We start from the raw sequence: 19,889 nt of genomic DNA, 5'->3' as shown, positions 1-19,889 counted from the left end.
GGTGCGGACCGGGCGGGCGCGGCACCCGTGTGAGTGAGCCGGGGCGCGTTCATCGCAGACCGCCGGGCCAGGCGAGGTATTCGCGGAAGCCCGTCACGCGCCCGTCGTGCAGTTCGAAGATCAGGCACAGGCGCTGGGTGAAGGGTTCGCCGCGCATGGTGCCGGCCACGCGGACCTCGAAGGCGACGCCGGACTCCCCCGTCAGGACCGCCTGGACGACCAGATCCGCGCGGACCGAGGCGGCCAGCCAGTCGAAGAAGCGGACGGCGTCCTCGGCGCCGTGCCGTACACCGGCGAAACCCTCGACCGGGACGTGGAACGTCACAGCGGGATCGAGCATGCCGATGAGCCGGGACCAGTCCCCGGTCGCGGCGCCGGTGATCCAGTGATTCATCGCCGTCATTGCGGGGTGCATTTCCATCGCCACTCCAGGAAAATCAATTCTGCCTGAATCAGGCAGAATGAAGGTCGGGGAAGCGCTCTACCGTCTGCTCTATTGACTGGACCATGGTGAATGCGAATACTCAAGTCATGTCGCCGCTCGACTCGGGATCCGCACAACGCAGCGCGAACCGCAGCCGTGTGATCCACGCGCTGCGGCAGCACGGTGCGATGAGCCGGGCCGCCCTCGCCGAGATCGGGCTGTCCCGCTCGACGGTCGCCAGCGTCGTCGGGGAGCTCATCGAGGCCGGCGCGGTGGTCGAGGTCGGCGGCGCCAACGGCCCCCATCCGAACGGCAACGGCAACGGCAGCAGGAGCAAGGCGGGCCGGCCGCCGACCCTGATCGGGCTCAAGGGCGGCCTCGGCGTCGCGGTGGGCGTCGAGATCGGCAACGGGATCGTGCGGATCGCGATCTGTGACGTGGCACAGGCGATGCTGCGGCACAAGACGGTCCAGGTCGACGAGCAGACCTCGCCGCAGGACACCCTGCTGCTGGTCGACCGGCTGATCGACGAGCTGCTGGAGCAGACCGGGTTCCGGCGCGACGAGGTGATCGGTGTCGGCATCGCCATGCCGGGGCCGATCCAGCGGCGCACCGGGCTGACCGGCCGCGCGTGCACGCTCAAGCCGTGGGTGGGCCTCGACCCGCGGCTGCTCGCCGAGCACGTGCTCGGGCTGCCGGTGCACGCGGGCAACGACGCCAACCTCGCCGCCCTGGCCGAGATGACCTGGGGCGCCGCGCGGGGGCTGCGGGACTACGCGTACATCTACACCGCCACCGGCATCGGCGCGGGGTTCGTCATGGACGGACGCCTCTACGTCGGCGCCAACGGCACGGCCGGGGAGATCGGCCACACCACCATCAACGAGGACGGCCTGGTGTGCGCGTGCGGCGGCCGGGGGTGCCTGAACACCCTGGCCAACCCGGACGCCATCACCGACCAGCTGTGGCAGAGCCACGGCCGGCGGCCGTCGATCGGCGAGGTGATCAGCCTCGCGCACCAGGGCGACGCCGGGTGCCGCCGCGTCCTCGCCGACGCGGGCCGGCACATCGGGGTCGCGATGGCCAACATGTACAACCTGCTCGACCCCGAGCTGATCGTCCTCGGGGGCAGCCTCGCGCCGGCCGGTGACATCCTCATCGAGCCGCTGCGCCAGTCGATGATGCGCCGCGCGATCCACGCCGGGGAGGCCGTCCCCGACGTCGTCGCCGGTGAGATCGGGATCGACGTGGTCGTCGTCGTGGGTGCGGCCGCCGCCGTGCTCCGCGACGCCAACAGGTTCCCGCTACCCGTCCGCTGACCAGCCGGCCGGCCTTCCCAACCCGTCGGCCGGCCGGCGCGCCAAGCACCGGAACAGAAGAAACGGCCAGAGCGAAACAGCTCTGGCCGCCCTCGCCGCACGCCAATGCAGCAAACAACAACCGGCCGCGGATTGCCGTCCAGAGCCGATCGTCGAAGGTGGAGCAACCATGATTCTACCGCGTTCCGTTACGGCCCTTTTAGCGCTCACACTGCTGTTTCCGGTCGCCGCCGCATGCAGTACCGGCGAGAACAGCCCCAAGGAGAGCAAGGGGAAAATCAAGATCGCGCTGTCGAACTCGTTCATCGGCAACGGCTGGCGCGTCGAGATGGAGAACGTGTTCAAGGCGGCCTGCGCGATGCCGCCGTACAAGGACCAGGTCGACTGCAGCGTGTTCAACGCCGGCAACGACGTCGCCACGCAGACCCGCCAGATCTCGAACCTGATCGCCCAGGGCGTGGACGGCATCGTCATCAACGCCGCGTCGACCAGCGGCCTCAACGGGGTCGTCCAGCAGGCCTGCGACCGCGGCATCGTCGTCGTGTCGTTCGACAACACCGTCGACGCCAAGTGCGGCCTGACGGTCAACACCGACCAGGTCAAGTTCGGCGAGCAGCTCGCCCAGTTCGTCGTGGACCAGCTCAAGGGCCAGGGCAACGTCGTCATGGTCACCGGCGTGGCCGGCACCGGCGCCGACAACGACCGCAACGCCGGCGCCAAGAAGGTCTTCGACGCCAACCCGGGCATCAAGGTCGTCGCCACGTACAGCGGGATGTGGGACTCCGCGACGGCCCAGCGGCAGACCGCGGCGCAGCTGCCGAGCCTGCCGAAGGTCGACGGCGTGTGGGTGTCCGGCGGCACCGACGGCGTGATCAAGGCGTTCATCGAGGCGAACCGGCCCGTGCCGGTGACCGGCGGCGAGGCGGAGAACGGCTTCCGCAAGTACCTGGCCGGGATCTCGACGCCGAAGGTCAACGGCATGTCCATCGGGCAGCCGCCGTTCCTGTCGGTGATCTCGCTCGAGCTGGCCCGCGCCGTGATCAAGGGCGAGCACCCGAAGACCAGCGTGACGATCCCGTTCCCGATGGTGACGTCGGAGACGGTGAAGGTCGGCGAGACCGTGTTCCCGGACCTGCCGGACAGCTTCTTCGCCGACTTCACCGACTCGGGGCCGAACGCGACCGTGGTCCTGTGCCAGGAGGCCGCGACCGACGGCACGCCCTGCCCGGGCAAGACGCTCGCGGTGAAGCTCGGATGACGGACCAGACCGCCGTGCACGCCGAAGGGGTCGACCGCTCCTTCGGCGGGGTACGGGCCCTGCGGGACGCGTCCTTCTCGGCGCGCCCCGGCGAGATCCACGCCCTGGCCGGCGAGAACGGCGCCGGCAAGAGCACGATGATCAAGGTGCTCTGCGGCCTGGTGCGGCCCGACAAGGGGACCGTGCGCGTCACCGGGCGGCTCGCGACCGCCTTCCAGGAGCTCTCGCTGCTGCCGGACCTCACCGTCGCGGAGAACCTCCTGCTGCACGACCCGCCCCGCGGACGGTTCGGGCTGGTCGCGCGGCGCCGCCTGGTACCCGTGGCGAGGCGGATCCTGAGCGACCACGGCATCCACGACCTCGACCCCGCGGCCGTGACCCGCGAGCTGTCGGTGGCGCACCGGCAGGTGGTGGAGCTGGTGCGGGTCCTCGCGACCCGCCCCGAGGTGCTCATCCTCGACGAGCCGACCGCGGCGCTGCAGGAGCAGCAGGTGGCGTGGCTGGCGGCGCACATGCGGCGGCTGCGGGAGGAGGGCTGCTGCGTGGTCTTCACCTCCCACCGGTGGCGCGAGATCGAGGCCCTCGCCGACCGGGTCACCGTGTTCCGCAACGGCACCCACGTCACCACCCGGTCGCGGCTGGCCGAGTCCGAGGCGGTGACGCTGATGAGCGGGCGCACCCTGGAGGCCACGTACCCGCCGCTGGCCCCGCCGCAGGACACCGTCGCGCTCGAGGCGCGGGTCGGCGAGGTCGACATCGCGGTGCGGCGCGGCGAGATCCTCGGCATCGGCGGCCTGGCCGGGCAGGGGCAGCGCGAGCTGTTCCTGCGGCTCTTCGGCATCGGGCGGCAGCAGGTCACCGTCGGCGGCGTCCGGACCACGATCAGGCGGCCCAAGGACGCGATCCGGGCCGGCATCGGCATCGCGTACGTGCCGGAGGACCGCAAGGCGGAGGGCCTGCTGCTGCCCATGTCGGTGCGGGACAACCTGGCCCTCGCCACCCTCGAGCGGCGGTCCGTGGCCGGGTTCGTGCGGCGGGCCGCCGAGCGCGCGGCGGTGCAGGGCGTCGTCGACCGGCTGGCGGTGCGGGCCGCCTCGGCGGCGCACCCCGTCGGCACCCTCTCCGGCGGCAACCAGCAGAAGGTCCTCATGGGCCGCTGGCTGCTCAGCGGGGCCGAGGTGCTGCTGCTGTTCGACGTGACGCGGGGCGTGGACGCCGCGACCAAGCACGACTTCTACGTCCTCGTCGCCGGTCTCGCCGCGCAGGGGCGGGCGGTCCTGCTGTACAGCAGCGAGACCGAGGAGATCGCGCACCTGTGCCACCGGGTCCTGGTGATGCGGGAGGGGCGGGTCGCCGCCACCCTCGACGGGCCGGTCGGCGACGCCGAACGCATCGTCGCGGCCGCCATGAAGGAGCATCAGCATGTCTGAGCTGCGGGCCGCGACGCTCGGCTACGCGGTGCTCGCGGCCACCGCCGCCGCCTACCTCGCCGTCTACACCACGAGCCTCGGGCACCTGCCGACACCGTTCGACTACCTGTCGCTGCTCAACACGTCGCTGCCCCTCGTCTTCGTGGCGATCGGGCAGAGCCTGGTCGTGCTGACCGGCGGCATCGACCTGTCCGTCGGCGGGATGGTCGGCCTCGGCGTCGCGATCGTCGCGGCCGGGTCGACCGGCAGCGCGGCCGTCACCGCCGGCTGGATGCTCGCGGCGGTCGCCGCCGGGGCCGCCTGCGGCGCCGTCAACGGGGTCGTCGTCGCCAAGGGGCGCATCGCGCCGATCCTCACCACCCTCGCCACCCTGTCCGTCTACAGCGGACTCGCGCTCAAGGTGCTGCCGGTGCCGGGCGGCGAGATCTCCCCGGCGGTCCGCTCGGTGCTCACCGACCCGGACCTGCCGACCGGGCTGATCTGGCTCGGCGCCGCGGTCGCCGGGTGGCTGGTGCTGCGCCGCACCCGCTTCGGCATGCGGGTCTACGCCGTCGGCAGCGACGAGGCCGCCGCCCGCGCCTCCGGCGTGCCGACGGTCCGGGTGAAGGTGGGGGTGTACAGCCTGTCGGGGCTGTGCAGCGGCCTCGCCGCGGTGTTCTACGTGTCGACGACGACGTCGGGCGACCCGAACGCCGGCGACCCGTTCATCCTCACGTCGATCGCCGCGGTCGTCGTGGGCGGGATCGCGTTCGCCGGCGGGCGCGGCTCCGCCCTGGGCGCGGTCGCCGGGGCGTTCGCGCTGACCCTCGTCATCGACGTGCTGTTCTTCGCCGGCATCGATCCGCTGTACCAGTCGCTGTTCCAGGGCCTGTTCCTGGTCGTCGCGGTGCTGCTCGGCAGCCTGCTGCGCTGGCGGCGGTCCGGCGGCCCGCTCCGCTCGCGGCGGTTCGGCGGCCTTCCCCGCTGGAGGCGGTCATGAACCTGGAAGCCGTGCTGCGCAAGGCCGCCCCGCAGCGGCGGATCTGGTACGCGTTCGCGGCCGCCGCCACGATCCTGGTCGCCGGGGCGGTCATCCACCCCGGGTTCGGGTCGTGGCCGAGCCTGCGCACGATGCTGGTCCTCGCCAGCTTCATCGGGTTCGTCGGCGCCGGGCAGATGCTCGTCGTCCTCGTCGGCGGGATCGACCTGTCGATGCCGTGGGTGCTCAACGGCGCCGCGATCGTCCTCACCACGAGCAGCCTCGGCCAGTCCGGCCGGCTGCCGCTCGCGGTCCTCCTCGCGCTCGGCACCGGCGCCGCCGTCGGGCTGTGCAACGGGCTCGGCGTCGCGTGGCTCGGCGTGCCCGCGGTCGTCATGACCCTCGGCATGAACGGCGTCCTGCAGGGGCTGTCCCTCGGCCTGTCGAAGGGGCTCACCTGCGCCTCGTGCGCGTCGTACGCCCCGGAGCCGCTGCGCCGGCTCGTGGTCGGGCGGGTGTGGGGCGTGCCCTCGCAGCTGCTGCTGTGGGCCGGGGTGGCGCTGTTCGTGACGGTGCTGCTGACCTTCACCACGTTCGGCCGCCGGGTCTACGCGGTCGGCAACAACCCGCGCGCCGCCTTCCTCGCCGGGGTCGGCGTCCGGCCGGTCACGGTCGCGCTGTACGTGCTCAGCGGCGTGTTCGCGGCCCTGGCGGGGGTCACGCTCGTCGCCTACGGCGGGCAGCCGTCGCTCGGGCTCGGCGACCCGTACCTGTTCGAGTCGATCGCGGCGGTCGTCGTCGGCGGCGTCTCGATCCTCGGCGGGCGCGGCCACTACGCCGGTGTCGTCGCCGGATCGGTCACCCTGGTCGCCATCGTGACGCTGCTACAGGCGGAGCGGGTCCCGGAGTACGGTCGGAACGTCATCTATGGTCTGGTGATCCTCGCCATCCTCTTCACCTACGGCAGGGAGCGCGCCGATGACTGAGACCCCGGCTGACACACTCTGCGACATCCCCTGCGAGCTGGGCGAGAGCACGCTGTGGGACGACGTCGCGGGCCGGCTGCACTGGGTCGACATCGACCGGGCGCTGCTGTTCACCCTCGACTGGGCCACCCGCGGGGTGTCGAGCATCCGCCTGCCGGCCACGGTCGGCAGCGTCGGGCTGCGGTCCGGCGGCGGCCTGGTCGCGGCGCTGCGGCACGCCCTGGCCTTCGTCGCCGACGACGGCACCGTCGAGGTCGTCGCCGAGGTGGAGTCCGATGTACCGGGCAACCGCTGCAACGACGGCGCCGTCGATCCCGGGGGCCGCTTCTGGTTCGGCACGATGGACGAGACGGAGGCGACGGCGGGCGGCGCGTTCTACTGCCTGCGCGAGGACCTGAGCGTCACGAAGGCGTTCGGCGGCGTCGTCGTCTCCAACGGCCCGGCGTGGAGCCCCGACGGGCGCACCCTGTACCACGTCGACTCCGCCCGCAGCCGGATCACCGCCTACGAGTTCGACCCCGTGACGGGCACCGTGGGGGGCGGGCGGCTCTTCGCCTCCGACGAGGACGAGGCGTGGTTCCCGGACGGGGTGACGGTCGACGCGGACGGCTTCGTGTGGAACTGCAAGTGGGACGGCGGGCGGATCGTCCGTTACTCCCCCGACGGCCGGATCGACCGGGTGGTGGAGCTGCCGGTGCCCCGCCCGACGCGGTGCGCGTTCGTCGGCCCGGAGCTGAAGCTCATGGCGGTGACGAGCGCCCGCCGCGGGCGCGGCGCCGCGGCGCCCCGGTCGGGGCACCTGCTGCTGCTCGACCCGGACGCGACCGGCCTGCCGGCCGCCCGGTTCACGGGACGCTAGAAGGCGGCGGGCCTCGGCCCGCCGCCTTCACCGGCTACCTTGGTCAGTCCTGGCTTCGCCGAAGACCGTGGTCAGAACTGGCTTCGCCGGCGAGCGTGGTCAGTCCTGGGTCAGCGACGCGCGCAGGGTGCGCAGCGCGCCGGCCAGGAGGCGGGACACGTGCATCTGCGAGATGCCGAGCTCCGCGGCGATCTGCGACTGCGTCAGGTTGCCGTGGAACCGCATCGCGATGATCTTCTGCTCGCGGGCCGGGAGCTTCGCCAGCAGCGGGCGCAGCGCCTCGCGGTTCTCCACGTTGGCCATGTCGGGGTCGTCGCCGCCGAGCAGGTCGCCGAGGCCCGTGACGCCGCCGTCGCCGGCCTCGCCGACGGGCGCGTCCAGCGACAGCGCACGGTACGCCTGCCCGCAGTCCAGGCCCTCGATGACGTCCTCCTCGCTCGCCCCGAGCTTCGCCGCGAGGTCCGCGACCGTCGGGGAGCGGCCCAGGTCCTGGGCGAGGTCGCCGGAGACCTTCGAGATCTCCAGGCGCAGCTCCTGCAGGCGGCGGGGCACGCGGACGTCCCAGCCCTTGTCCCGGAAGTGGCGCTTGAGCTCGCCGACGATCATCGGGATGGCGTAGCTGGTGAACGCGGCGCCGCGCTCCGGGTCGAACCCGTCGACCGACTTGATCAGCCCGAGGTTGGCGACCTGGGCGAGGTCGTCGAACTGCTCGCCGCGGTTGCGGAAGCGCCGGGCGAGGTACTCGGCGAGGGGGATGTACAGCTCGATGAGGCGGGCCCGGACGCGGTCGCGGTCGGTGCCGGCGGGCAGGTCGCCGAGCAACGACAGCAACGCCTTGGCCTGGGCGTCGGTCTCCCTGGTCCGGTGCGAACCGGTGCCCGTGGCCGTGTCGGCGGCCGGGACGGAGACGACGTCGTGGAGGTCGGCGGTGCGAATGGCGTCGGTGTGCAGGTCAATGCTCACGGCAGGGTCAGCCTTTCGGTGCAATGACCGGCCCGTCCTGTAGGACGTCGTTTAAGGCAACGCCGAGCGGGGCATCCCCAGCTTTAGGGCGCACGAGGCTCGAGACCGGTCAGAAGATCGCTCACAGCGCCCGTGTCTTGAGCGCCGGCGGTGAGACCGAGAACCGTCACGGCACCGGGTGGACCGCCGCTGTCTGGACGGGCCCGGTCGGTGACCCGCCGTGCACGCTGCTTGCGCAACGTGTGGCAGGCCGCCGGAGGTGACGACTCACCCACCGTACAACAGATTGCCGCATGACAACAGTCGCACCCCTCCGACCGGCGTGTCAGCCCCCCACCAGGGCGTTCATCGCCGCAGGGTCACCTGGCAGGCCAAACGACCGCAGCAGCCCCGACACGTCGCCGGACCTCCGCCCGCCCATCTGCCACGCGGCGGGCGCCTCCGCCAGCGCCCGCACCAGTCGCTGCCGAGGGCCGGCCGCGCCGGACCCGGGACCGTCAGGGAAGACGAGCCGCAGCGCGGTGGCGAGCACCGGCAGGGTCTCCGCGCCGGTGACCGTCCCGAGCCGGGCCAGCAGCGCGTCCAGGGCGGCGTCACCGGCGGCGAGCGCGGGCAGCGACAGCGCCGCGCAGCCGGCCAGGTCACCGCCGAGGAACGGGATGCCGGCCCGGGCGGTGCTCGCGCCGCCGGCCCAGCGCAGCAGCTCCCGCGTGGCCTCGTCGCCGGCCCCGGCGCCCCGGACGCGGGCGAGGGCGACCGCCGCCGCCCAGCGGATCTCCGCCCTGGTGTCGTGCAGCGCCGCCGGCACGACGGTGCCGAGCAGCCCGAGCGACACGATCGCGGTGGCGGCGACGGACCGGGACGGGTCGGCGACCGCCGCGGTGAGCACCGCGACGCTCGCGGCGTCGTCCTCGGGGAACCAGCCGAGGGTGAACGCCGCGGCCGCCCGCAACGCGGCGTCACCGTGCGCGTCGTCGCCGATGAGCAGGTCACGCAGCACGGGCAGGCCGGCGCGCACGGCGTCGTACGCGGCCAGCTCCACGTGCGCCGCCAGGGCCGACCGCTGGGCGTCGCCGAGACCCTCCCAGTAGTCCAGGCGGCTCTCCCCCTCGAAGTCCTCGTCCTCGTCGTCCTCGGCCGGCGGCGGCGCGGCCCGCAGCAGCTCGGCGCCGCCCACGGCCGCGGCCCGCAGCTCGGCGACCGGGAACCCGCCCGGCAGCCACGCCCCGTGGTGCCCGACGGCGAGCGACGCGACCAGCGCCACGCCCGCGGCCCGGTCCGGGGTCGCCGGGTCCGCCAGCAGCTCCAGCAGGAACGGGACCGCCGGGGCGCTCGCCTCGTACCTGGTCCCCTGGTGGCAGATCCCGCCGTACAGGCCCGAAAGGGCCCCGCGCCGGTCATCGGCGGAGGCGGAGCGCAGCGCCCGCAGGTGACCGGGCACGTCGGCGGCCGGGCCGTACGCGTGCTCCAGCGAGGCCCAGTCGATGTCGTCGAGTCCGTCCAGCACGGTCGCAGAACCTACCCCATTAGGGTGGGTGGATGACCGGTCTCGGCGGCGTCGACGCCAGCGTTCCCAACGTGGCCCGCATGTACGACTACTACCTCGGCGGGTATCACAACTTCGCCGCCGACCGCGAGGCCGCGGAGCAGATCCTCGCGATCTTCCCGGACACGCCCGCGGCGGCCAGGACCAACCGGCGGTTCCTGCAGCGGGCGGTGCGGCACCTGCACCAGGCCGGCGTGCGGCAGTTCCTCGACATCGGCACGGGGCTGCCGACACAGGGCAACGTGCACGAGATGACCGACGGCAAGGTCGTCTACGTCGACAACGACCCCGTGGCCGTCGCCCAGGCGCGGTCCCTAGTGGACGGTCTGGACCGCGTGTCGGTGGCGTGCCGGGACCTGCGGGACCCGGAGGCGCTGCTCACCGACCCCGACGTCGCCGGGCACCTCGACTTCGGCGAGCCGGTCGCGATCCTGATGGTGTCGATCCTGCACTTCGTGCCCGGCGAGGCCGACCCGGGCGGCATCATCGCCTGGCTGCGCGACGCCACGGTCCCCGGCAGCCACCTCGTCGTCTCCCACCTCACCCTGGACGGGGTCCCCGCCGCGCCCGCCGCCGCCGGCCAGCAGGTGTACCGGCGGTCCAGCGCGCCGATCGTCCCCCGTACCAGGGCGGAGATCGCGGCCCTGTTCGACGGCTACGACCTGCTCGACCCGGGGCTGGTGTGGCTCGGCGACTGGCGCCCCGACGACGGCGAGGAGCAGGTCTCCCACGGCTACGGCGCCGTGGGCGTGCGGCCGGCTCGCTGACGCCAGGGCGGGGCGGGCGGCCGATTCGGAGCTGACGGGGGCGCGGATGGGTCGCTGACGGCAAGCCGACACCGACCCATCCATCGACCCGGGTGAAGGCGAAGTCCTCTCGTGCGGCGGTCACAGGACCGCTCCAGACGCGAGGGGACCACGCAGATGACCACTCCAACCCGGGCAGGCCGCCGGTGGCGCGCCACCGCGGCCGCGCTCGTGGCGGCCGGTGTGGCGTTCGCCGGCCTCGGGCCCGGCACGTCGTCGGCCTCGAGCCACCGGGAGGCGCCGCTCGTCGCCGCCGACCCTGCCGTCGACAACACCGACCTGTACGCGTTCGTCAGCCCCGAACGGGCCGGGTACGTCACCTTCATCGCCAACTGGCAGCCGTTCTCGGCACCGGACGGCGGCCCGAACTTCTTCCCCTTCGCCACCGACGCCGTCTACAACATCAACGTCGACAGCGACGGCGACGCGAAGGCCGACGCGGTGTTCCGCTGGACGTTCCAGAACATCGACCGCCGCGGCGGCGACACGTTCCTGTACGCCAACGGCCCCGTCACCTCGATCGACGACGAGAACCTGCTCTTCCGCCAGACGTACACGCTGGAGTCCTCGTTCCACGGTGAGCCCTTCAAGACGCGGGTCACCGGCGCGCCGGTCGCGCCGTCCCGGGTCGGCAAGGCCACGATGCCCGACTACGCGAAGCTGCGCGGCGAGGCCGACAAGCGGCTCCCCGGCGGCTGGAACGTCTACGCCGGCCAGGCCGACGACCCGTTCTTCCTGGATCTGCGGGTGTTCGACCTGCTGTACGGCGGCGACCTGAGCGAGGTCGGCCAGGACACCCTCGCCGGCTACAACGTCAACACGATCGCGCTGCAGGTGCCGTTCTCCGACGTGGCGCTCAAGGGCGACGCGAAGCGCAACCCGGTCATCGGGATCTGGACGACCACCGAGCGGGCCAAGACCCGCGTCACCGGGCAGTCCGGCCCGGTCACCGGCGAGAAGGTGCAGGTGTCCCGGCTGGGCAACCCGCTGGTCAACGAGGTCGTCGTGCCGGCGTCGCTGAAGGACGCGTTCAACTCGATCAGCCCCGACCAGGACGCCGGCATCCCCGCCGTCGTCGCCCGGGTCACCGACCCCGAGCTGCCGAAGCTCATCGAGGGCATCTACAAGGTGCCGGCCCCCGCGGCACCCCGCAACGACCTCGTCGAGATCTTCCTGACCGGCATCACGACCAAGGCCGGCGGGCCGATCAAGGCCGACCTCAACTCGCAGCTCAACAACGCCGACGTCGTCGCGGCCAACTTCCGGCCGGCGGAGATGCTCCGGCTCAACCTCGGCGTGCCGGTCGCCGCGCAGCCCAACCGGCTCGGCGTGCTCGCCGGCGACCTGCAGGGCTTCCCGAACGGCCGGCGGCTCACCGACGACGTCGTCGACATCGCGGTGCAGGCGGTCGAGGGCGCGGCGCTGACCGGCAAGCTCGTCGACGCCCTGGCCACCGGCGACAAGGTGGACGCGAACGACAACGCGTTCGGTGCGCAGTTCCCGTACGTGGCGCTGCCGAACACCTCGGCGCCGTCCTCGGTGCGCCCGTCCGCCGCCGCGTCGGCGTCCGCGTCCGTCGCGGCGCAGCCGGCCACCACGCCGTCGGCGTTCGAGTCGGGCACCGGCATGACGGCCGTCGCGGTCAGCACGTCGGCGATCGCGGCCGGCCTCGGCACCCTGCTCTTCGTCGGCTGGTGGCGGCGGCGCCGCGGGTCCGTCCAGCCCTGACCCGTTCCCGGGGGCGCGCCGTCGTACGCGTTTTGTGGCGCGCCCCCACCATCTCCCGGGAGGAGCAGTCATGCGGCTTCGCATGGTGTTGGGTGTCGTACTGGCTGCGACGCTGCTGCTGGGCCTCGGCGCGCTGATCGGCCGGCGCCCGTCCCCGGCCTTCGTCGAGCCCGACCGTCCACAGTCGACAGGCCGGCTCGCCGCGGCGATCGCGGCGCACCAGGAGCGGCTGCGCGAGGTGCCGGGCGACTGGACCGCGTGGGCCGCGCTCGGCGAGGCGTACCTGGAGCAGGCCCGGGTCAGCGCCGACCCCGCCTACTACCCGAAGGCCGAGGGCGCGCTGCGCAAGTCCCTCGAGGTGCGCCCCGACGGCAACGCGGCCGCGCTCACCGGGCTCGGCGCGCTCGCCAACGCCCGCCACGACTTCGCCGGCGCGCGCGAGCTCGCCAACCGGGCGCTCGCCGTCAACGCGTGGTCCGACACCGCCTACGGCGTCCTCGCCGACGCCGAGACCCAGCTCGGGCACCCCGACGCCGCGACCGCCGCCGTCCAGCGGATGCTCGACCTGCGGCCGGGGCTCGGCTCGTACACCCGCGGGTCGTACGACCTCGAACAACACGGCAAGCGGACCGAGGCGGTCGCGCTCATGCGGCTCGCCCTCGCCGCCGCCACGGAGCCGGCCGACGTGGCGTTCTGCCACCAGCACCTCGCCGGCCTGGCGTGGGCGGCGGGCGACCTGGCCACCGCCGCCCGGCACGTGTCCCTCGGCCTCGCCGCCGACGCCGGTACCGTCGGCCTTTGGCAGCTGAAGGCCAAGCTCGACGCGGCCGGCGGCGACCTGACCGCGGCCCTGGACGACCTCGCCAAGGTGGTCGCCCGCACGCCGACCGTCGACGCGCTGCTCGACCAGGCGCGCATGCTGCGGGCCGCCGGGCGCGACCCCGGGCCGTCGCTCGCCCTCGCCCGGGCCGCGCACTCGCTCTTCACCGCCAACGGCGGCACCGACGACCTCGGCGCGGCGTCGCTCGCCCTCGCCACCGGCGACGCCGTGACCGCCGCGAGGCTCGCGGTCGCCGAGTGGGACCGCCGCCAGTTCGGCGAGGTCGCCGACATGGTCGCGTGGACGCTCATGGCCGCCGGCGACCCGGCCGCCGCGCTGCCGTTCGCCCGCCGGGCCAACGCGCTCGGCCAGGTCGACGCGACCCTCGCCTACCACTACGGCATGGTCGCCTCCGCCGCCGGCGACCGGGAGACCGCACGGGTGCAGCTGCGGCTGGCGCTCGCGCTCAACCCGCACTTCTCCCCCGTCGACGCGCCGATCGCGGTGCGGACCCTCGCCACCCTGGAGTCCTGATGGTGCTTCGTCGCGCACTGGTCCTGCTGTGCCTGGCCGTGGGCGGGCCGCTGCTGTGGCCCGGCACCGCGCAGGCGCACCCGCTGGGCAACTTCTCCGTCAACCAGCTGGGCGCGCTGACCTTCCACCCCGACCGCGTCACGGTCGACTACGTGGCCGACCTCGCCGAGCTCCCCACGTTGCAGTCAGTCCCCTCGTGTACGACGGTGGCGCCGCTCTTCCGGGTCACCGTCGACGGACGCCCGGTCGGCTGGACGGTCGACCGGTCCTCCTTCACCTACTCCGACGGTGCGGCCGGGCTGCGTACCAGCCGCCTGGAATGCACGTTCTCGGGGGCCTTCGCGGTCTCCGGCCCGTCCACTGTGGACGTCGTCAACGACTTCGCCGCCGACCGCGTCGGGTGGCGCGAGCTGACCGCCGTCGCGGCCGGGGTGCACATCGTCGACTCGCCGCTGCCGACGGTGTCGGCTTCCGCGGGGCTGCGGTCGTACCCTGCCGACCTGCTCAGCTCTCCGCCGGCGGTACACCGGGCGACACTGCGACTCGAACCCGGCGGCAGCACGGGCCCGGCCGCTCAGGCTCCCCCTGGACCGTTGTCGTCGCCGGTCCTGCCCGGCTGGGCCGGGACCGCGGAGCTGAAGCTGCGCGGCTGGGTGGCCTCGCGTGCGCTGACGCCGTGGGTCGGCGTGCTGGCGGTGCTGCTCGCGCTGGCCCTCGGCGCCGCGCACGCCGCGCTGCCGGGGCACGGGAAGACGGTGATGGCCGCGTACCTCGCGGGCCGCGCGGGGCGCCCGCGGGACGCGCTCACCGTCGGCGCCACGGTCACCCTGACCCACACCGGCGGCGTGCTGCTGCTGGGCCTGCTCCTGACCACCGCGGCGGGGCTGGCCGGCGAGACGGTGCTGGGCTGGCTCGGCGTGACGAGCGGCGTGCTGGTCGCCACGATCGGCCTGACCATGCTCCTGTCCCGCCGCGCCTCCTCCCACGGCCACTCCCACGGCTCTGCCGCCCACTCCCACTCCCACGGCCCTGCCGCCCACTCCCACAGCCACGGGCCCGTCACCCATTCCCACGGGCTTGCCGGCCACTCCCACTCCCACGGCGCTGATTCCCACTCCCACGGATCGGGCTCGCACACCCACGACCATGCGCACGACCACGGTCATCCGCACCGGTTGGCGCTGGTCGGCATGGGCATCGCCGGCGGCCTGGTGCCGAGCCCTTCCGCCCTCGTCGTGCTCCTCGGCGCCGTCGCCCTCGGCAGGACGTGGTTCGGTGTGCTGCTCGTGCTCGCGTACGGCTTCGGCATGGCCGCCACCCTCACCGCCGCCGGCCTGCTGCTCATCAAGATCCGCGACCGCTGGCCCGCCCGCCTGCGGATCAACGACCGCCTGACCAGGCTCGCCCCCACCGGCACCGCGGCCCTGGTCCTGCTCGTCGGCTCCGCCCTGGCGGTCCGCTCCCTCGTCACCCTCTGACCACACCGGCCGGATTCGACGCCCGGTAGTCCGCTGTCGGCGAACAGGTTGGGGTGCGCTCGGGGGGCGGTGCGGCGGTATGGTCGTGGTGGGTAGAGCGCCTGCCTGAGCCCGACACGGTTGCCCACGCCTGCCGTGACCCGAGGCCAAGAGTCTCAGACTCAGCGCGGTGGTGCAGGCTGCCCGGCGGAGGTCCCGCCGTCCGATCGGTGCGAGCGTGGGTCGACGCCGGAGGTCGCCATGCCAGACGAAGAGGACCAGCACCAGCCAGCCCCTGACTCCGCCCAGGACGCCACCACTCCCGGCCCCGACCGCCACGACGCCCCCCACCGCCTGCAGGACGGCGGCCATCCCAGCGGCGGGCAGCGGAGCGGCGGGCAACGGGACGGCGGGCAACAGCGGAGCGGCGGACAGCGGGACGGCGGGCAACAGCGGAGCGGCGGACAGCAGGACCGGCAGCAGCAGGACGGGACCGGGCGGGCGCGGCGGGATCGGAAGCGGCGTCGGGCGATCAGGGCGCATGCGGCCCAGACGGGTGTCGCATATTCGGTGGCCGCGCGCCAGCTCGCGGGGTTCGGCGTCGGCCCGGGCGAGACCCTGGCCAGCCTCGGCAGGACGGTCTATCCGGTCGGCTTGCCCGGCAGGTGGACCGTCATCGCCCGCGAGCTGCGCCCTGCCGCCGCGAAGCTCCACGACGCGCGGCGGGCGGCACGCCTCGCGGGTGGACGGGCGGCGCACCTGGTTGAGCGGTTCCCACCCGGCGAGAGCCACGCGGGCCCCTGCTACGCCGGCGACGGCCTCGAGGACCTGCTCGCCATGCTCTACCTGGTGGTGGTGCGGGAGGCCCCGGGCCTCGTGCCCGCCGCGCTGGACCTGGCCTGGACCGCCGAGCTCGGCGAGGAGACCGCCGTCGACATGGAGTGCGCCGAGGTGGACCGCGCCGCCCGCCTCGTCCTCGACGGCGGGGTCGCGAGCCTGTGGGCCCGGGTAGAGGACGCCCTCCGGTCAGGCCAGGCCAACCCCAGCCCCGCCATCCGCCACGACGCCGACCGGCTGTCACTGGTGTGCCGCATGTTCACGATGCCGGTCGAGGGCCCGGACGGCGAGCCGTATGTCCTCCGCGCCCCCTGGACCGGCGCCGCCCAGATCCTCGACGCCCTCCTCGTCATCGCCGACGACGGCCACGCCCCCGGCACCAGAATCCGCCTCACCCACCCAGCGACCGCAGGCCCCGCCCCGGCCACGACCACCCCCGCCCCACCGGCACCAGGCCCGACCACCCAGGCCCGGCCACAATCAGGTGAGGTCAATCAGGTCCAACAGTCAGCAGGCACGGCCAACCAAGGTCGCCCGGAAGCACGTGGCGCCGCCCAGGGTCCGCCGGCAGCAGGCGCGCCAACCCCGGGCCGACCGGCATCGGGCACGATCATCGGAGCACGCTGGGCCGCCGCAGGACCACCACGCGGCTACGAGATCCGTCTCGACGGCGACCCCGCCACCCACGCGATGCGCCCCGAAGACCTGATCGTCCTGCCAGGCCAGGAATCCACCGCCACCGCCCTCCAGGTCTGACCACCCCAGCACAGGAGGCCCACCCGACCCGACACCCAGACACCGGCAGACATCGCGGACCTTCTGGCAGCGGTCCGTTCACGCCGGGAGCTGTCCCGCGAAGGCCGCACCCGCAGCGGAGTCGAGTACACCGTCGACGGCGCCGGATCACCGGCTCCGACGGCAGCGAGGTCGACGTCGATCTGGTCACCGACCCTTGCTCGGGCGCACGGTCGAAGCATTCGACGCCTGGCGAATCCGCTGGTTCCTCGACGAAGCCGCCGAACGCGGCTACAGCGAGGAGGACATCGTCGCGGCCTGCACCCACCTTGCCAGCGAGGGTCACCTGCGCGAGGTGATCGGGGGCCGCTGGCTCGCGCTCCCTGACAATTCAGGCGGCACAACATAAGCCACCCACCCATCACGCCGAGAGGGACGCATCCAATGGACAAGCTCAGCGGTCGCGACATCTTCAACATCGCTCTGCTGCTCGCTGTGGTAGGCGGCGTGACCTACCTGATCCTCCTTGCGGCCAGCGACTCTGGAGGATCCGGCGTGGCGAGACTCCTGACCACGCTTGGCATCGTCGCAGTGCTCGGGGCTGTCATTGCCGCAGTTCGAACACTGGCGTCGAAACGGCGCTGACCGACGCGACTCCACTCCGTCCACCGGTGAAGCCGGACCGGCGCCGTCCGGGTGTTGGCGGGTGGGGTTGAGGGGTGCGCGGGGCGTCGGTGTCGGGGCGCCGCACGGGGTTTGGTGGGGCGACGGGGTGCCGGCGGTCGGTTATCGTAGAGGTGGCAGCGCGCCTGCCCGTGCCGCGGATCGACGGAGCCCACGCCTCCGTCGGCGGTCAAGAGGCCCTGACTCAGCGCATCCGAAGGGATGCGGCTGCGTGGGCCCGCCGAACGCCGTGAAGGCGAAGGGCGTGATCGTCGATGTTCGAGCGGTTCACCGACCGGGCCAAACGTGCCGTGGTGCTGGCGCAGGAGGAAGCCCGGGTTCTCAATCACCATGCCATCGGGACCGAGCATCTGCTGCTCGGGCTCATCCAGGAGGGCGACGGCGTCGCGGCGCGGAGCGTCGAGGCGCTCGGGGTGTCGCTCGACGACGTGCGGCGGCAGGTCGAGGAGCTGATCGGCCTGGGTGGGCAGGCGCCGGGCGGGCACGTGCCGTTCACGCCGCGGGCGAAGAAGGTCCTGGAGCTGGCGCTGCGGGAGGCGCTCCAGCTCGGGCACAACTTCATCGGGCCCGAGCACCTGCTGCTGGGTCTGGTCCGGGAGGGTGAGGGCGTCGCGGCCCAGGTGCTCGTCCGGCTGGGGGCCGACCTCAACCGGCTGCGGGCGCAGGTCATCCAGCTGCTGGCCGGGCACCCGTCCACGACGAAGGCGCCGGAGAGCGCGCCGCCGGCGACGGTGCTCGACCAGTTCGGCGTCAACCTGACCGCCGCCGCCCGCGACGGGCAGCTCGACCCGGTCATCGGGCGGGACGCCGAGGTGGAGCGGGTCATCCGGGTCCTGTCGCGGCGCCGGAAGAACAGCCCGGTGCTGACGGGGCCGCCCGGCGTCGGCAAGACCGCCGTCGTCGAGGGGCTGGCCCAGCGGATCGTCGCGGGTGACGTGCCGGCCTCGCTCAAGGACCGGCAGCTGTACACGCTCGACCTGGGGGCGCTGGTCGCCGGCTCCCGGTACCGCGGCGACTTCGAGGAACGGCTGAAGAAGGTCACCAGGGAGGTCCGCACCAGGGGCGACATCATCCTGTTCATCGACGAGATCCACAACCTGGTCGGCGCGGGCGCGGCCGAGGGGGCCATCGACGCCGCGTCGCTGCTCAAGCCGTTGCTGGCGCGCGGGGAGCTGCGGACGATCGGGGCGACCACCGACGAGGAGTACCGCAGGTTCATCGCCAAGGACGGCGCGCTGGACCGGCGGTTCCACCCGGTGGCGGTGCCGGAGCCGACCGCCGAGGACACCGTGCTGATCCTGCGCGGCCTGCGCGACCGGTACGCGGAGCACCACGGCGTCACGTACACCGACGCGGCGCTGCGGGCGGCGGCGCTGCTCGCCGACCGGTACATCACCGACCGCCGCCTGCCGGACAAGGCGATCGACCTGATCGACGAGGCCGGGGCCGCCAACAAGACCGGGGCCGGGGCCGCGAACAAGACCGAGGCCCGGGCCGCGAACAAGACCGGAGCGCCGGAAGTGCGGCAGGTCGACGCGGACGAGATCGCGGCCGTGGTGGCGGCGTGGACCGGCATCCCGGTGCAGCGGCTCACCGAGCAGGAGAGCGCCAGGCTGCTGCGGATGGAGCAGACGCTGCACGAGGAGCTCATCGGCCAGGAGGCGGCGGTCGCCGCCGTGTCGCGGGCGATCCGCCGGACCAGGGCCGGCCTGCAGGACCCGCGCCGGCCCGCCGGGTCGTTCATCTTCGCCGGCCCGTCCGGCGTCGGGAAGTCGTCGCTGGCCAAGGCCCTCGCCGGGTTCCTGTTCGGCGCCCGGGACGCGCTGATCCAGCTGGACATGTCGGAGTTCCACGACCGGGCGACGGTGGCGCGGCTGGTCGGCGCGCCGCCCGGCTACGTCGGCTACGACGACGGCGGGCAGCTCACCGAGCAGGTCCGGCGGCGGCCGTTCTCGGTCGTGCTGTTCGACGAGGTGGAGAAGGCGCACCCGGACGTGTTCCACACGCTGCTGCAGATCCTGGAGGACGGCCGGCTCACCGACGGCCAGGGTCGCGTCGTCGACTTCAAGCACACGGTGCTCATCCTCACGACCAACCTGGGCACCCGCGACCTGACCCGGCCGGCCGGCTTCCACGACGGGCCGCTCCCCATGTACGACAGGGTCGGCGACGAGCTGCGCAAGCACTTCCGGCCGGAGTTCCTGAACCGCATCGACGAGACCGTCGTCTTCCACCCGCTGGGTCCGGCGGAGATCGAAGGCATCGTCGACCTGCTCGTGCTGGACGTGGCGGCGCGGCTCGCCCTGCGGGACATCGGGCTGGCGGTGACGCCGCGGGCCCGCGCGCACCTGGCGGCGCGCGGCCACGACCCGGTGCTCGGCGCCCGGCCGCTGCGGCGCACCGTGCAGCGGGTGGTCGAGGACCCCCTGTCGGAGCGGATCCTGCTCGGCGCACTGCGCCCCGGCGACACGGTCACGATCGACCACGGTGAGGACGGTCTCACGTTCGTCACTTCCCGGGAGCTTGAGCGAATGCTTAAATGACC

17 protein-coding genes are annotated in these 19,889 nt (G+C 73.4%); 14 read left to right on the top strand and 3 right to left on the bottom strand.

The window, feature by feature from the left end:
• Nucleotides 1–49 precede the first annotated feature (49 nt).
• A complete protein-coding gene (locus AB0J72_RS26845; protein ID WP_363403198.1) occupies nucleotides 50–394 on the bottom strand; it encodes a nuclear transport factor 2 family protein in 345 nt (114 codons plus the stop codon).
• Between the two features lie 137 nt (nucleotides 395–531).
• Here AB0J72_RS26845 and AB0J72_RS26840 point away from each other — a divergent pair, with 137 nt between their 5' ends.
• The 6 genes from AB0J72_RS26840 (at nucleotide 532) to AB0J72_RS26815 (ending at nucleotide 7,234) form a co-directional block, all read left to right on the top strand.
• Complete coding sequence (locus AB0J72_RS26840; RefSeq protein WP_344502262.1) at nucleotides 532–1,743, top strand: ROK family transcriptional regulator; 1,212 nt, start codon at nucleotides 532–534, stop codon at nucleotides 1,741–1,743.
• A 169-nt stretch (nucleotides 1,744–1,912) separates the two neighbouring features.
• Nucleotides 1,913–3,001, top strand: coding sequence for a sugar ABC transporter substrate-binding protein (locus AB0J72_RS26835; protein WP_363403196.1), 1,089 nt, complete (start codon nucleotides 1,913–1,915; stop codon nucleotides 2,999–3,001).
• On the top strand, nucleotides 2,998–4,431 hold the full coding sequence (locus tag AB0J72_RS26830) for a sugar ABC transporter ATP-binding protein (RefSeq protein ID WP_363403195.1): 1,434 nt from the start codon (nucleotides 2,998–3,000) through the stop codon (nucleotides 4,429–4,431). The genes AB0J72_RS26835 and AB0J72_RS26830 overlap by 4 nt, the downstream gene beginning before the upstream one ends.
• Nucleotides 4,424–5,410 carry an ABC transporter permease gene (locus AB0J72_RS26825; protein ID WP_363403193.1) on the top strand — a complete coding sequence of 329 codons (987 nt, stop codon included), beginning with the start codon at nucleotides 4,424–4,426 and terminating at the stop codon, nucleotides 5,408–5,410. The genes AB0J72_RS26830 and AB0J72_RS26825 overlap by 8 nt, the downstream gene beginning before the upstream one ends.
• A complete protein-coding gene (locus tag AB0J72_RS26820) occupies nucleotides 5,407–6,375 on the top strand; it encodes an ABC transporter permease (protein ID WP_363403191.1) in 969 nt (322 codons plus the stop codon). Before AB0J72_RS26825 ends, AB0J72_RS26820 begins: the two co-directional genes overlap by 4 nt.
• Nucleotides 6,368–7,234, top strand: coding sequence for an SMP-30/gluconolactonase/LRE family protein (locus AB0J72_RS26815; protein ID WP_363403189.1), 867 nt, complete (start codon nucleotides 6,368–6,370; stop codon nucleotides 7,232–7,234). The genes AB0J72_RS26820 and AB0J72_RS26815 overlap by 8 nt, the downstream gene beginning before the upstream one ends.
• A 99-nt stretch (nucleotides 7,235–7,333) precedes the next feature.
• On the opposite strand, the gene AB0J72_RS26810 is transcribed toward AB0J72_RS26815, so the two are convergent.
• Both AB0J72_RS26810 and AB0J72_RS26805 read right to left on the bottom strand, forming a co-directional pair.
• On the bottom strand, nucleotides 7,334–8,197 hold the full coding sequence (locus tag AB0J72_RS26810) for a SigB/SigF/SigG family RNA polymerase sigma factor (protein WP_363403187.1): 864 nt from the start codon (nucleotides 8,195–8,197) through the stop codon (nucleotides 7,334–7,336).
• Between the two features lie 325 nt (nucleotides 8,198–8,522).
• Nucleotides 8,523–9,704, bottom strand: coding sequence for a hypothetical protein (locus AB0J72_RS26805; protein ID WP_363403185.1), 1,182 nt, complete (start codon nucleotides 9,702–9,704; stop codon nucleotides 8,523–8,525).
• Between the two features lie 32 nt (nucleotides 9,705–9,736).
• Here AB0J72_RS26805 and AB0J72_RS26800 point away from each other — a divergent pair, with 32 nt between their 5' ends.
• From AB0J72_RS26800 to AB0J72_RS26765, 8 genes are all read left to right on the top strand, one after another.
• Nucleotides 9,737–10,510: an SAM-dependent methyltransferase gene (locus AB0J72_RS26800; protein WP_363403184.1), complete on the top strand. Its 774-nt coding sequence runs from the start codon at nucleotides 9,737–9,739 to the stop codon at nucleotides 10,508–10,510.
• Nucleotides 10,511–10,666: 156 nt separating this feature from the next.
• Nucleotides 10,667–12,277 (top strand): DUF4331 domain-containing protein, encoded by a 1,611-nt coding sequence (locus AB0J72_RS26795; RefSeq protein ID WP_363403182.1) that lies wholly within the window; start codon nucleotides 10,667–10,669, stop codon nucleotides 12,275–12,277.
• Nucleotides 12,278–12,347: 70 nt separating this feature from the next.
• The gene (locus tag AB0J72_RS26790; RefSeq protein ID WP_363403180.1) at nucleotides 12,348–13,631 is read left to right on the top strand and encodes a hypothetical protein; all 1,284 of its coding nucleotides are present in this window, start codon (nucleotides 12,348–12,350) and stop codon (nucleotides 13,629–13,631) included.
• Complete coding sequence (locus AB0J72_RS26785) at nucleotides 13,631–15,109, top strand: hypothetical protein (RefSeq protein WP_363403178.1); 1,479 nt, start codon at nucleotides 13,631–13,633, stop codon at nucleotides 15,107–15,109. The genes AB0J72_RS26790 and AB0J72_RS26785 overlap by 1 nt, the downstream gene beginning before the upstream one ends.
• Nucleotides 15,110–15,658: 549 nt before the next feature.
• Complete coding sequence (locus AB0J72_RS26780) at nucleotides 15,659–16,681, top strand: hypothetical protein (protein WP_363403176.1); 1,023 nt, start codon at nucleotides 15,659–15,661, stop codon at nucleotides 16,679–16,681.
• Between the two features lie 196 nt (nucleotides 16,682–16,877).
• Nucleotides 16,878–17,069 carry a hypothetical protein gene (locus AB0J72_RS26775; protein ID WP_363403174.1) on the top strand — a complete coding sequence of 64 codons (192 nt, stop codon included), beginning with the start codon at nucleotides 16,878–16,880 and terminating at the stop codon, nucleotides 17,067–17,069.
• 35 nt (nucleotides 17,070–17,104) lie between these two features.
• Complete coding sequence (locus AB0J72_RS26770; protein WP_363403172.1) at nucleotides 17,105–17,305, top strand: hypothetical protein; 201 nt, start codon at nucleotides 17,105–17,107, stop codon at nucleotides 17,303–17,305.
• A 293-nt stretch (nucleotides 17,306–17,598) separates the two neighbouring features.
• Nucleotides 17,599–19,887 carry an ATP-dependent Clp protease ATP-binding subunit gene (locus tag AB0J72_RS26765; RefSeq protein WP_363403170.1) on the top strand — a complete coding sequence of 763 codons (2,289 nt, stop codon included), beginning with the start codon at nucleotides 17,599–17,601 and terminating at the stop codon, nucleotides 19,885–19,887.
• Nucleotides 19,888–19,889 lie beyond the last annotated feature (2 nt).

Origin of the sequence: Dactylosporangium sp. NPDC049742, from assembly GCF_040674675.1 — a bacterium.
Lineage (GTDB): Bacteria > Actinomycetota > Actinomycetes > Mycobacteriales > Micromonosporaceae > Dactylosporangium > Dactylosporangium maewongense.
The sequence above is the reverse complement of the archived record's forward strand: the minus strand, read 5'-3'. Positions and strand labels throughout refer to the sequence as shown.